The following is a 13524-nucleotide window of genomic DNA, read 5'->3' on the forward strand; positions in this document are numbered from 1 at the left end:
ACCGCGCGGCTCCGGCGCTCGCGAGGTCGCGAAGCGGGTCCGGACTCCCCGCCACCACCGAGGCCGTGCAGGCGTGGACGCGGCACCCCCGCGCACCGGGTCGAGGGTGCGCGGGGATGCCGCGGGACGTGCGCCGGGACGTGCAGCCCGACGTCAGGCGGTCGTGGTGAACGACGCGGTCAGCGGCACCGTGCTGTCGCCGCCGATGCCGAGGTCGAACGTCGAGGCGTCGACGACCCAGTCGCGCGCGGCGGCGCTCCAGTACCGCAGCTCGTCGGGCCCGACCTCGAACGTCACCGTCTGCGACTCGCCGGCGGCGAGGTGCACGCGGCGGAAGCCCTTGAGCTCCCGGACGGGTCGCGCGGCGCGGCCGTGGCGCTGGTGCAGGTAGAGCTGGACGACCTCGTCGCCGTCGTGCGCGCCGGTGTTGGTCACGGTGACCGACGCCGTCAGACGCCCGTCGCGCGGCAGGGTCTCGGCGTCCAGGCGCAGGTCGGAGTAGGTGAACTCGCCGTAGCCGAGCCCGAACCCGAACGGGAACAGCGGGGTGCTCTCCTCGTCCCAGTAGCGGCGGCCCTGGTTCTGCGGCTCGAACGACGTGGTGTGGGAGTAGATCATCGGCACCTGGCCGACGGTCCGCGGCCACGAGAACGGCAGCTTGCCGCCGGGGGCGACGTCGCCGAGCAGCAGGTCGGCGACGGCGGTCCCGCCCTGCGTGCCGGGGTACCAGACGTCGAGGATCGCGGGCACGTGCTGCGCGGCCCAGCGCAGGTCGAGCGGGCGGCCGTTCATGACGAGCAGGACGACGGGCGTGCCCGTCGCGGCGACCGCCTGGAGCAGCTCGAGCTGGCGTCCGGGGAGCTCGAGCGACGACCGCGACGCGGCCTCGCCGATCATCCCCTGCCACTCGCCGACCACGACGACGGCGACGTCGCTGCTGCGCGCGACCTCGACCGCGCGGGCCAGCTCGGCCTCGTCGTCGAAGTTCTCCGGGTCGGGCGTCGCGTTGCCGGGGAACATCTCGAACATCGACGGGAACGTGCGCTGCGCGGGGCGGACGCCGGGCGCGTAGCGGACGTCGGCCGTGTCGCCGAGGCGCGCGCGCAGGCCGTCGAGGATCGTGACCGTCTCGTCGAGGTCGTAGTCGAAGACCCACGGGCCGAGCGTGTCGCGCTTCGAGTCGGCGAGCGGGCCGATCACCGCGAGCGAGGTCAGCGCCTCCGCGCGCAGCGGCAGCAGGTGGCCCTCGTTGCGCAGCAGGACGGCCGAGCGCTGCGCGGCCTCGCGCGCGACCTGGCGGTGCGCGGGGTCGGCGAGCACCTCGCGGGCGCGGTCCTCGTCGACGAACGGGTCGTCGAACAGGCCGAGCCGCAGCTTGACCGCGAGGATCCGCCGGACGCACGCGTCGACGGCCTCGATGCTGACGCGACCGTCCGCGACGGCCTGCGGGAGGTGGGCGTACGCCGGGTCGGAGATGGCCATCTCGAGGTCCAGCCCGGCCTCGACGGCGCGCGCCGCGGCGTCGGGGAGGTCGGCGGCGAAGCCGTGCGTCGTGAGGTTGCGCACCGCGTTCGCGTCGCTCACGAGGAAGCCGTCGAAGCCCCACTCGTCGCGCAGCAGGTCCTTGAGCAGCCACTCGTTCGCCGTCGCGGGCACGCCGTTGAGCGGCATGTACGCCGTCATGAGGTTGCCCGCGCCCGCGTCGACCGCGGCCTTGAACGGCGGCAGGTAGACGTTGCGGAGCTGCTGGTCGGACAGGTCGACCTCGTCGTAGTCGCGCCCGCCGATCGCGGCGCCGTACCCGGCGAAGTGCTTCGGACCGGCGACGACGCGCTCGGGCGTGCCGAGGCACTCGCCCTGGAACCCGCGCACCTGCGCCGCCGCGACCGCCGAGCCGAGGTACGGGTCCTCGCCCGCACCCTCGACGATGCGGCCCCACCGCGGGTCGCGCGCGATGTCGACCATCGGCGCGAACGTCCAGTGGATGCCGACCGCACGCGCCTCGCGCGCCGCGACGGCCTGGCCGCGCTCGATCGTGTCGGGGTCCCACGACGCGGCGAGCGCGATCGGCACGGGCAGGATCGTCCGCAGCCCGTGGATCACGTCGTACCCGAACAGCGCCGGGATGCCGTGGCGGCTGCCCTCGACGGCCTGCCGCTGCAACCGGTTGGTGCGGGCGGCGTCGTTGACGAACAGCAGCGAGCCGGCCCCGCCGCGCGCGAGCGCGTCGTCGACCTCACCCGGCTTCTGCGGCAGGTCGCTGACGGTGGCCTCGCCCTCGGGCAGGTCGAACGCGAAGTACTGCGTGAGCTGGCCGGCCTTCTCCTCGATCGTCATGTCGGCGAGGAGCTCGTCGACGCGGGCGCGGATCGCGCTCTCGTCGGTGGCGCGGGTGGTGTCGGTGACGGTCATGTCGGTCCTTCCTGGGGTGTGCGGGTTCCGGGCGGTGGCGGCGGTGGCCGCGACGCTCAGCGGACCTTCTTGATCGGGATGATGACGAGCGCGCCGATGACGCTCGCGATGCCGGCGACCCACAGGAGCAGGTCGTAGTTCTGGTTCACGGCGCTGTTGACCGCGAGCAGCACACCGCCGAGCGCGGGTGCGAGCGTCTGCGGGATGGCGTTGGCCATGTTGAAGACGCCGAGGTCCTTGCCGGAGTCGTCGGGGTTGGGCAGCACGTCGACGACGAGCGCGAGGTCGACACCGACGTAGATCCCGTACGCGAGCCCGAGCACGGCCTCGACCGCGTAGAACTGCCCGACGGTGCTCGCCTGCGTGAGCATCAGGGTGCCGATCGCGAAGATCAGCGTGGACCCAGCGACGAAGACCTTGCGGCGTCCCGTCCGGTCGGAGATCCACCCCGCGACGGGCGAGACCGCGACGAGCACGAGCGTGTAGATGAGCACGCCGGTCGACACGGCCGCGACGGCGTCGCCCGCGTCGAGGCCGATCCGGTCCTGCATGTAGAACAGCCGGAACGTCGTGAACATGAACGTCGCGAGCACGATGAGGAACCGGGACCACCACGCGAGCGCGAAGTCGGGGTGCCGGCGCGGGTTGACCCAGAACGTCGTGACCCACTCGCGCAGCGCCATGCGCTCGGGCTTGCCGGGCAGCACCTGGTCGGGCAGGACCCACGCGTAGACGGCCATCGCGACGACCGCGAGGATCGCGGGCCCGACGAACATGACGAGCAGGTCGTCCTGGAAGAACTGCGCGACGAGCGTCCCGCCGTAGATGCCGATGTTCTGCGCCATGCCGAGCGCGGCGGCGATCTTGCCGCGCTGCACCTTCGGCACCTGGTCGGCGAGCGTCGCGACGAACGGCGCGAGGGTGGCGTTCGCGCCGATCTGCGCGAGGAACCAGCCGATCGTGACCGTCGCGACGTTCGTGCCGAGCGCCATGACGACGAACGCGACCGTCATGAGGACCGTGCCGCCGACGAGCCAGGGGCGGCGCCGCCCCCAGCGCGAGGTGGTCCGGTCGGAGAGCCGGCCGAAGAGCACGTTCGCGACGAACGCGGCCGCCGCGCCGAAGCCCGCGACGAGGGCGACGGCCGAGGTCCGCTGCGCCTCCGGGACGATCGAGTCGACCTTGACCGCGATGCCGACGATGGCCGGACCGAGCAGGGCGACGAAGAAGACGAGCTGCGCGACGAACAGCGCGATCGTGAAGCGCGGTCCGACCTTGCGGGTGGGCTCGCTGAACCAGTGGCGGTCGCGCGGCTCGAGCACGTCGAGGGCGACCGCGGCCGCCGTCGTCGGTGAGGTCGGGCCGTAGGGGTTCGTGGACATCGGGACTCCCGAGGAGGGCGGGGGACTGTGGGTGCGCGGGCCGGTGTTTCAACCCACTTTTACGTATCAGTGCCGCTGATACGTTAAAGTTCCCCGCATGGCCCCGTCAAGACGCGCGTCTTCCCCGGACGGAACTGCACGTCGGAGGGTCACGGCGACCGACGTCGCCCGGGAAGCGGGCGTCTCGCAGGCCACCGTGAGCTACGTCCTGAACGACACCCCCGGCCAGACGATCCCCGCGGCCACCCGCCAGCGCGTGCAGGACGCCGTCGCGCGACTCGGGTACGCACCCCATGGCGCCGCCCGCGCGCTGCGCACCGGCCGCAGCGACGTCGTCCTCTTCCTGCTCCCCGACTGGCCCATCGGCCCCGCCGTCGTGACCCTCGTCGAGGGTCTGACGGAGCGCCTCCAGGCGCAGGGCCTGTCGTTGTTCGTGCGTCGGACGACCGGCGGCTCGGCCCTGTCCGGGCTGTGGCGGACCGTCGCACCCGCCGCCGTCGTGAGCCTCGACGGGCTCGACGACGCGGAGCAGCAGGCCATGGAGGACGCCGGCATCCCCGTCGTCAGCGCGCTCGTCCGCCCGCGCCGCTCCGCCCAGGGCGTCCTCACGCTGTCGCACACCCTCATCGGCGCCACGCAGCTCCAGCACCTCGCCGCGACCGGCCACCGGCACATCGGCTACGGCCTCCCCGACGACCCCCGCGTCACCGTCTTCCGCGACCTGCGCCTCGACGGCGTCCGCACCGCGGCCTTCGAGCTCGGGCTGTCGGAGCCGTCCGCGCGCGTCGTGCCGATGGACGTCGCCGGCGCCGCCGCCGTCGTCGCCGCGTGGCGAGCCGAGTCACCCGCCGTGACCGCCGTGTGCGCCTACAACGACGATCAGGCATTCGCGCTGCTCGCGGGCATGCGTTCCCTGGGCCTCGATGCGCCCGCCGATCTCGCGATCATCGGCGTCGACGACACCCCGCTCGCGCCCTTCGCGCACCCGCCCCTGACGACCGTCCGCCAGGACGCCGACGCGCTCATGGACTACCTCACCGCCGCCGTCCTCCAACGCCTTGCCGGCGGCACACCACCGCGCCCACCACGCTCCGAGGCCATCACCCTCGTGGTCCGCGAGTCCGCCTGAGCCGTCTCCATTGACGGCGAGTGCCGACCCGACGACAGGCCGCTGCTCCGCTACCCCGGGGGCCCGTCGACACTTGATAAGCACGACGGGCCCCCCAATTCGCCGAGGAGACGTGTCGAGGACCGAGGGCGTCGGAAGCCTCAGACCTCGGCGACGCACGCTGGCCAGCGCTTCAAGACTGCGTCGCTCGGACGCCGATGCGTCAGCCCTGCGCCTCGGCGAAGCCAGGAGCGAGGCCCAGGAGCGCCGAAGTCACGGAACTCAGGCCCGAGATCGGGTTGATGTCACCTCGGACGCGCGTTGGTAGACGCACGCGAAAGGAGACTGACCCAGGGTCGACATGCGAGACCCCTTCCATATCGGTCGAGCGGAGCAGCTTGATGCGATCGTCGCCAAGGTCGTAGAGGCGTTCGAACGTGAGTTGGAACGGCTGCTGGAATCGCGAGCTCTGAGCATGCTTCAAATGGTCGTAACCGGCGGAGGCATCACCGCCGTACTGCTGGACCTTTGCCACGAAGGCGGTAACGGAATCCGGCTCCCGAAGACGGCCAACGATTGCTTGCACGAGCGCGGGGATGGTCCAGCCCGGCGAACCGGCGGCTTGCCATCTGATACCGATGCTCAGCAAGAACAGGTGGCTCTCCGGAAGCCCGCCGACGGAGGTTCCGAGCTCCACCTGATGGAAGCCTTGCACGCTGTGCTCGGACTGGCTTCCCGTCGTGGTCTTGACCTCGACACCGACGGGCCCCAGCTGGAAGTCGCGGGACGACGGGACGCTGCCAGCCCAGCAGTCCACCACGGCGGCCACCTCGGTTGCGCGCGCCGTAAGCGCGGCCAGCACCGACAGCTCCCCGGCAAGACCGACGAGCGTCTGGTTCGTGATCCCGGCTCGCCGCAAGCCCAGTGCGATGAGGGGCTCCGACCGCGCGAAGGCGGCGTCACGGTCGCGACGAAGTCCGTTCTCGACGAGCTCGGCGCAGATGAATGCTGCGAAGCCGTCCAGCTGCGGCATCGCTGGCAGGACCAGCCGATTCGCTGCGAGATGGTCACCATGCTGCGTGGCCCAGACGTCGTGGACGAGGTTCTCTGCCACGAGCTTGTCGCGAGGAGAAAGGGGCGCCCCTGTGAGGAACACCTCGACACGGCCGTGCTCGTCCCGGCAGACCCCCAGGGTCCTGGCCTCGTCCGCCCACACCAGATCTCTCGCGTCACCTGCCGTGGAAGCGGGCATCTGCGCGATCTTCGCGCGCAGCCACTCGTAGGACGGCGACGACAGACCTTCAGGCACCAACGCCTCCCCTCTGCGCCTCGACATGATCGGGCCCTCCGAGCGGAAGCACGATGCCCACGGCTATCGACGCGCCTACCTCCATCCGCACGACATGGAAGAGGACGAGGCCGTCACTGCCCGCCGACCGCGAGCCGCTCGTCGTCGTCGGGACATCTTCCCCACGGGCCACGTAGTCGAAGTGCTCGTCGCCACGGATGCCGTCGTCACCGACGTTGCGCGAACCCCACGTGCTCGACATGGTCCCGCCGACTGTCGCCCGCCGCATCGGCCGGACGGTGGCAGGCAGACGCATCAGCGCCCCGGTGGCGATCGGGTCGCCTTCGCCGAATCTCACGCCGATCGAGAACCGCGGCTGCTGTTCTCGTTTCACGTCGAGGTCGAGGAGCCTCCAGAGCAGAGGGGATTCGTCAGTGGTGACCATGCCCGGGATGGACCGTTCCAGAGCCGCGGCCCACAGCCGGAGGTACGCCGCGATCGCGTAGGGAGACGAAAGGCCGAGATCGATGCTGTCGGCGACGTACGGTGCCCTGAACAGGGGGAAAGCCGGGTCACCGTCGTCGAGATCGGCGTGATGCTCCACCGACGCCCAACGGTGCGCCTCCGAGCTGTCCTGCCCCGGGCCGTGGTGCACGTAGCGCAGGCCGTCCAGGAGATCGGCGGTCTCGAGGAGATCGAACCGCCGCTCGAGCAGGAGGCCGCGACTCCCCGTCTCCGACGGCACCTTGAGCACGGCGTCGGAGAAGACGCCAGCGACCAGCTCGTGGTTCTCCTCGTCCGCTCCCGCCGGGTTCACGAGGCGGACGAAGGGTTTGGGTCCAGGCCAGACGGGCACGGAGCGAAGGTTGCCGATCTTCCCCGTCGCCTTGAACGACCTGCCCTGCAGAACGGCGACCGCAGGCAGCGGCCCCTCGGTCCGCATCGCTGCAAGGACGTCCCTCCGCAGCGCCTCGTCGTTCTCGTGGTAGAGCCGGAACAGCTCGAGTTGGTCGGCATCGAGCAGCACCCGGCAGAGGTCGATGTAGCTGCCTCGGTAGCCGAACCAGCGTTGCATCTGCATCTGCGTGTCCGCGAGCGGATCGTCGCTCCGCCTGCTGAAGTACGTGGTGGTCAGCCCTTCGAGCGTAAGACCCCGCGACATGACGTTGCCCGAGACGAAGATGGTGGAGAGGTTCGGCGCCGCACGCCATGTGCCGTCGGCGTCGACGATCGGCGCGAACCGGGGCCGGTCGTCGGCGTTCTCGTCGCTGTTGATCACGGCGACAGAGGTAGCCGGCACGAGTTCCTCCAGGATCAGCCGCTCGACATCCGCCCACTCGTCCTCGGCAGGAACTGCCGGTGTAGCTGCCAGCTCGAGCGCCGCCCGGGCGACCACTGCGGACCGCCTGTAGTCCTCCAACCACCTGAGCCACGCGCGCCTGTTGACGCGCAGGTCGTCGACGACACCTGGGATGCCGAGCGCCCGCGGACCCCCGTCGCGACGGTCGCGTGCCGCTCCGTCGGACCAGTCGAGGATCCGCGCGGCGACGTCGAAGTGCTGCTCCTTCGACGACGACGGGTGGATGAGCATCGACATCGGCTTCGCCGCACCGGCTGCCGCCTCTCCACGGCTGGCGTACGTGTCCGATCGACCCGAGTACGGCCCGCTCCTGCTCGGGTCCCGGAGCACACGCAGCGCCGACGCGACGAGGTATCCGCGAACGGCGTCGATCAGCGAGGCGTCCGTGCTCGTATCGGTCGGCACGCACAGCGGCGCCTCAGCCAGTAGCCGGTAGTACACGTCGCCGCCCGTGTACCAGCCAGATGCCCCCTCGGGCACCCGGTACGACGACGACCGGACCTCAGCGACCCCTTCTCGACCTGGTGCTCGGAGGCTAGCCACGAAGTCTCGCGGCGCGAGCGGGTTCCCCGGATCCTGCAGGAAGTTGGCCTGCGGCGTAGCCGTGTAGGCGACGTACGTCGCGTGCACGTGAGCGTTCGTCGTCTCGCCGGGACGCCGGCGTGACTCCCACAGGTCCAGGATCCGACGTGGGATCTGCCGCACGGCGTCCGGATCGACGACGCCGACCACCGATGCGTCGTCGGCCTCGTCGTCGAGGACGAGCAGGTGGAACGGTCGTCCCTCAGCCTCGACGGCGGGGAAGACGGTGTCCTGGAGCGTCTCAGCCATCGCCGCGATGTGGGCGACGTTCTTCATCACCACGGCGAGCAGCGGCCGCCGCCGAGCGATCGCCCTCCTCGCGAGCTGCTGAGTGAGCCGGTACGCCGACCGGGCGTCGACGCCCGTGTCGGCGTCGCGAAGTGCTCCCTCCCGTGGGACGAGGACTCGCCGCACGTGCGGCTCCGGCATCGCGCCGAACTGCTCGACGACGCGTTCGAAGGTCTGCGCCCAGAGCGCCGTCCGGGTGCCACCCAGGATGACGACGGCGTCGACGCCGGCATCGAGCGCTTTCGCGACAACCGCCATCATCGACGCCGTCTTGCCGGATTGCACGGCACCCATGACTACGCCCGTCCGCACCCTGCTCTCAGGCCATGCGGCATCCCCTGCGTCACCCGCCCCGAGCACCCCCCTTCTCAGGATGTGCTCCGAGTCGGCCTCGATGACGTCTCGGCTGACCCCCCCGATCCCCGATCTGGCCAGAGCGTCGACGTACACGTCCCACCACGTCTTCTGCCCCTCCAGGCCGGCCGCCAGGACCAGCCGCTCGCCTCCGAACGGCTCGGTCACGCGCGCCGACTCACGAGTTCGGCGAGCCCCGAGTGCCCGAACTCCTTCCGGAGCCGGTCGTCGGCATCGGCCACGTCCACGCCGAGCACGCCGAGGAACTCGTCGACGACCTTGGCCATGTACTTCCACTGCTCGCTCGTCTGCGTCTTCGCCGGACGGATCCAGGTCTCCGAGGCGGATCGCAATGCAGGCACGATGTCGTCGAGTTTCTCATCGAGCTCATCTCCCAGAACCGCGCGCGCAGCGCCGAGTGCGATGAGGCTGGCGACGAGCTGGAGCTCCTGCCATGCGTCCTTGCCCGTGCTGTTCCGGAACGTGTCCGCCCACGCGTCGGTGGTGATGCTGGCGTGGGCATCGATGCCGTGGTCGAGCAGCAGCATCGCTGATCGGACCACCGTGACGTCGCGCAGGAGGTCGTTCTTGGTGTCCTGGACTCGCTTCAGAAGCGTGTTGATCGTGCTCGCCGTCGACCTGGTCCCCACCGTTCCTCGAGCGCCGAAGAGGACAGCCGCGACCCACGACAGGAGCTTCGTCCGCTTGTAGCCCGCACGCCCGAAGTCGTACCCCTCGAGCGCACTCTTGGTCGACGACAGGTCGTCCCAGTCGTCTTGGAGGAACGGCGCCACGGTAGCGACATCGTCCGCATCGCCCGCTGTGACGAGAAGCGCCCTCATGAGTGCGAGGTTGTGGAAGAGAGCGTTACGGATCTCCTCCGCGTTGAGGTGCTTCCCCTGCTTGTTGTACAAGCTGAACACCTCATGCACCTGCTCCGTCGTCACCTGCTTGTAGACGATCACAGGGATGCGGTAGTCCGCCTGCTGCTCGAAGACGTAAGCAAGGTCCCACCGCTCGCCGACGATGTCGACGTACTCGTCCCGGATCTGGCAGTAGTACTTGCCGCGCAGCTTCGCGAGGTCCCCGCTGAGCGACTTGACGTTGTCGCCTGCCCGCAGCGGGAACGGGAAGAAGCTCTGACGCTCCAGCGCTGCATTCAAGCTCGTCTGCTCGTGCTTCTTCCAGAGCTTCTTGAACGCGGGATAGTCGGTTCGATAGGTCTCGAGAAGGTCCGGCACGCCCCACTCGACAGCCTTTCCCTTCACGATCTCGATGGCGCGAGGATGCTGGCCGATGAATCGGAGGATGGACGTCAGCCTCTGCTTGCCGTCCACGACCTCGAAGCTGATGCGCCGCTCCTCGTCCTGCGTCTGCAGCACGATCACGGACGGCAGGGGGATGCCGCGCACCACCGACTCGATGAGGAGCTGTGCGTCGCTCGTCGGCCAGACGTCGGCGCGCTGGTACGACGGGCTGAGGTTGAGCTTGCCGGTCACCGCGCGCTGGACGAACTGAGCGATGGGCCAGGTGTCCGCGGCGGCGTCGATCGGACCTCCGACCTCAGCCTCCTCCTCGTCCTCGACCTCTTCCCATGCCGCGATCCATGCCTGGGTCGCGCTCGTGAGCGTCGCCGCTCCTTCGTGGGCTCTCTCCATCTGCTCGTAGAACTGCTCACGAAGAGCGATGGCCCGCTCGAGCCGCTCAGACAGCCGCTCGAGGAGGGTGGTGTCGTGCCGCCCGAGGCTCGCGTGGTCGAGGCCGAGAGCGGCCGCGAGCGAGGCGTCGAACGCCGGACCGTCGCTGCTGTCCAGCTGGTGGAGGAGATGAAGCCAACCCTGGACCGCGGCGACGTGGACACGCCAGCTGCCGTCGGCGAATCCGATGTCGTCGAACCGAGCACGGGTCGTAGGCGCCTCGACCCCCTCGGGCACCGCGGGGCCGGGGATGCTGAGCTCAGCCAGGCGCTCGGCGATGTTCTGCTCGACCTCGCTGAGTGCTTCCGTCATCGAAGAGGACTCCTTGTTCCGCATGGACGCCGCGGCAATCGCCGCGGCGATGGTCAGTTCGTGGAAGGCGCGCGCGTCGAGCCCGCCCGCTCCGTTCAGAAGTCGACGAGTCACGGCATCGATCAGGCGGTTGAGTCCAGTGAGGGTGACCGTGTCGCCCCGCGAGAAGCACTCGTCGTCCCACGGCACGCCGACCTCCGCCGCGACGAGCCGCCCGCACTCCACCTTGCCGGCCACATCCGTCAGGTCCAGGCCGACGGCCGCGCCCAGCGCCACGAGCGCGGACTTCTTCTCCTTGCTGCCTGGGCCGAGAGGCTCGACCTCCCAGCCTGCGAGGAGATAGGCGCGCGCGGTGGCCTCGGCCTTCGAGGTCGCGCTCTGGTATTGGGCCACGTCGTGTCCTTGCTTGCGCGACGCGCGCTCGACGACGGGCGCACGTGGGTCGATGGTGACGAGTACATGATGGCTCGGCTCGCAGCGCTCGTATCGACGACTTACTGGCAGAGCCCGGATTAGCCCGAATGCAGCGAGGCCGATGCGGCCACGACCACCGCCCTCGTCGCACGCCGGTGATCTCCGTGTCCCGCGAGCCGCGTCGTGGGCGTCAGCTGTGGGCGCGAGCTCATACGCTTCTTGCCATGGGAGAGCCAGGGTTCCGCTTCATCGACCTGTTCGCTGGGATCGGGGGCTTCCACGCGGCGATGAAGTCGTTCGGCGGGACGTGTGTCTACGCGGTGGAGATGGATCCACGGGCGCGCCGAGTCTATGAGGCGAACTGGGGCCACCCTGCCTCCGGGTTCAACGTCGCGGGGGACATCACCCTCGATGATCCGGCCGAGATCCCTGACCATGAGGTGCTCTGCGCCGGCTTCCCGTGCCAGCCGTTCAGCAAGTCGGGGGCGCAGCGCGGCATGGACGAGGCCCGCGGCACCCTCTTCTACAACATCGCCAAGATCATCGAGGCGAAGCGACCGCTCGTCGTGCTGCTGGAGAACGTCCGGAACCTCATCGGTCCGCGGCACGAGCATGAGTGGGACGTCATCATCGCCACGCTCCGGCAGCTCGGCTACCACGTGAGCCGCACGCCTGCGATCTTCTCGCCCCACCTGCTACCGCCGCGCCTCGGGGGTACTCCGCAGGTGCGCGAGCGGGTCTTCATCACAGCAACCCGCTCTGACGTGATGTCACGCGTCCCTCCAGAGGCGGCGGGCCCTGAGCCGGTCGCCTCGATGAAGGACCGGTTCCCGCTCTCTGACGACGACGGTTCGCGGTTCGACCCCAAGTCGAGCACCGACGGCTGGCACCTGCTCGACGTGCTCGACGATGTTCCGCCGGCCGGCTACGGCCTGACGGCCTTCGAGCGCCACTGGATCGACGCGTGGGACGAGTTCGTGCAGATCCTGCGGTCGCGCGGCGAGGCGCCGCCCGGCTTTCCCGTCTGGGCGGAAGCGTGGCGAGACTTCCCCGAGGTCGCGACGCTGCACTTCCCGGCGCTCGAGCACGGCGAGGCTCTGAAGCCGCTGCAGTCGGCGGCGCAGGGATTCGTGCCCGACATCGTCACGATGCCTCATGTCGACCGCTCGCTGCCAAGCTGGAAGCAGAGCCACCTCCGCAACAACCATGCCCTGTTCGCACGCCATCATGTCTCGCTGCTCGAGTGGGCGTACCGCTGGGGCATCTTCAGGACCGAGGTGTTTCCGCCATCGCGGCGGAAGCTCGAGTGGCAGGCGCAAGACGCTGCGAGCCTGTGGAGCACCGTGATCCAGCTACGCCCCTCGGGTATCCGCGCGAAGAAGGAGACGTACCTTCCCGCTCTCGTCGCGATCACGCAGACATCGATCATCGGTCGTTTGGCTCGCCGGATCACGCCCCGGGAAACGGCTCGGCTGCAAGGCCTCCCCGACAACTTCGTCTTTCCCGGGCAGAGCGACGCGACGACCTACAAGCAGCTCGGCAACGGCGTTGCCGTCGGAGCGGTCGCCCATGTCTTACGCCAGCACATCGAACGCGATCGACTCCTGCTCAGCGACGCAGAGCGGGTGCACCTCGACGACGACGAGCAGCGGAAGTGGGCGGCGCGGCTCCTTGCGGCAGTCGACGCTGCTCCGCTCAAGCCCCAGGTCGTCCTCGGTCCTTCATCGCCGCTCGATACGCCATCGGCATAGCAGGAACGCTCGCACGCGGGCATCGACGTGGCGGAGTATCGACGGCGTGCCAACCTTCAACGTCCCGGTGCACCCCGGTTCGAGCGGAGCCGAGGTGTCTCGGCGGATGAGCCGGCTCCGTCGGCGGGACAACGAACGTGAGCTGAGCTTGCGTAGGACGCTGCACGCCGAGGGCCTTCGCTTCCGCGTCACCTACCCCGTCCCGCAGATGCGACGCCGCACGATCGACATCGCCTTCACTAGGCGCAGGGTCGCCGTGTTCCTCGACGGCTGCTTCTGGCACGGCTGCCCGTTGCACGGCACGGCTCCACGCAGCAATGGTTCATGGTGGGCGAAGAAGCTCGCTGCGAATCAGGCGCGCGACCGCGACACCGACACCCACCTACGCAGTCTCGGGTGGCAGGTCGTCCGCGTGTGGGAGCACGTCGACCTTGAGGACGCGGCCGCCCGCGTACGAGCTGCGATCGCCGCCTCGCAGACCGAGGCGCAGTGACCGCGGGCCGAGCTCGCGCACGTCTGATCGACTAAGGGCCACCTCAAGCGCTCCGCAACCCGGATCGCGCTTGGGATGGAAAA

Annotated in this window: 8 protein-coding genes; 3 read left to right on the forward strand and 5 right to left on the reverse strand. The window is 69.7% G+C overall.

The window, feature by feature from the left end:
* Positions 1-153: 153 nt before the first annotated feature.
* On the reverse strand, positions 154-2412 hold the full coding sequence (gene bglX, locus HGA02_RS00765) for a beta-glucosidase BglX (protein ID WP_168676502.1): 2259 nt from the start codon (positions 2410-2412) through the stop codon (positions 154-156).
* A gap of 56 nt (positions 2413-2468) precedes the next feature.
* Positions 2469-3794, reverse strand: coding sequence for an MFS transporter (locus HGA02_RS00770; protein ID WP_168676504.1), 1326 nt, complete (start codon positions 3792-3794; stop codon positions 2469-2471).
* Between the two features lie 97 nt (positions 3795-3891).
* Between HGA02_RS00770 and HGA02_RS00775 the strand changes: the two genes are divergently transcribed.
* Positions 3892-4923, forward strand: coding sequence for a LacI family DNA-binding transcriptional regulator (locus HGA02_RS00775; protein ID WP_168676506.1), 1032 nt, complete (start codon positions 3892-3894; stop codon positions 4921-4923).
* A 202-nt stretch (positions 4924-5125) separates the two neighbouring features.
* On the opposite strand, the gene HGA02_RS00780 is transcribed toward HGA02_RS00775, so the two are convergent.
* The 3 genes from HGA02_RS00780 to HGA02_RS00790 are packed head-to-tail and all read right to left on the reverse strand — an operon-like array spanning position 5126 to position 11176.
* A complete protein-coding gene (locus HGA02_RS00780; RefSeq protein WP_168676508.1) occupies positions 5126-6211 on the reverse strand; it encodes a PD-(D/E)XK motif protein in 1086 nt (361 codons plus the stop codon).
* On the reverse strand, positions 6204-8942 hold the full coding sequence (locus HGA02_RS00785) for a Z1 domain-containing protein (protein WP_168676510.1): 2739 nt from the start codon (positions 8940-8942) through the stop codon (positions 6204-6206). The genes HGA02_RS00780 and HGA02_RS00785 overlap by 8 nt, the downstream gene beginning before the upstream one ends.
* Positions 8939-11176 carry a GmrSD restriction endonuclease domain-containing protein gene (locus tag HGA02_RS00790; RefSeq protein ID WP_168676513.1) on the reverse strand — a complete coding sequence of 746 codons (2238 nt, stop codon included), beginning with the start codon at positions 11174-11176 and terminating at the stop codon, positions 8939-8941. Before HGA02_RS00790 ends, HGA02_RS00785 begins: the two co-directional genes overlap by 4 nt.
* Positions 11177-11421: 245 nt before the next feature.
* On the opposite strand from HGA02_RS00790, the gene HGA02_RS20670 reads away from it, so the two are divergent.
* Together HGA02_RS20670 and vsr are read left to right on the forward strand one after the other, a co-directional pair.
* Complete coding sequence (locus tag HGA02_RS20670) at positions 11422-12948, forward strand: DNA cytosine methyltransferase (RefSeq protein ID WP_168676515.1); 1527 nt, start codon at positions 11422-11424, stop codon at positions 12946-12948.
* Between the two features lie 94 nt (positions 12949-13042).
* On the forward strand, positions 13043-13441 hold the full coding sequence (gene vsr, locus HGA02_RS20675) for a DNA mismatch endonuclease Vsr (protein ID WP_343035180.1): 399 nt from the start codon (positions 13043-13045) through the stop codon (positions 13439-13441).
* Positions 13442-13524 lie beyond the last annotated feature (83 nt).

The sequence above is a fragment of the Cellulomonas septica genome, assembly GCF_012396155.1.
GTDB classification, from domain to species: domain Bacteria; phylum Actinomycetota; class Actinomycetes; order Actinomycetales; family Cellulomonadaceae; genus Cellulomonas; species Cellulomonas septica.